This is a genomic window from Azohydromonas lata (assembly GCF_034427735.1).
GTDB lineage: Bacteria > Pseudomonadota > Gammaproteobacteria > Burkholderiales > Burkholderiaceae_C > Azohydromonas > Azohydromonas lata.
Window position 1 is genome coordinate 1 of the sequence record NZ_JAXOJX010000275.1, and the last position, 235, is coordinate 235.

1 protein-coding gene is annotated in these 235 nt (G+C 71.9%); it reads left to right on the forward strand.

Annotation, left to right across the window (positions count from 1 at the left end; genetic code table 11):
- On the forward strand, window positions 1-235 hold a 235-nt coding region (locus SM757_RS35365; RefSeq protein ID WP_322468920.1), incomplete at both ends, for a TRAP transporter small permease.

A 235-nucleotide genomic window follows, 5' to 3' on the forward strand; every position in this document is an offset into this window, starting at 1 on the left:
ATCCTGAGCGCCAACGTGGCGCTGCGCTATGCCGCGGGCACCAGCATCGCCTGGGCCTCGGAGCTGCCGGAGCTGATGTTCCCCTGGATGATCATGGCCGGCGTGGTGCTGGCCGCGCAGCACGGCTCGCACATCGCCGTGGTGCTGGTGACGCAGAAGCTCGCGCCTGCCGTGCGGCGCGGGGTGCTCACGCTGGGCTCGCTCATCGTGGCCGGCCTCTACGGCACGCTGGCCG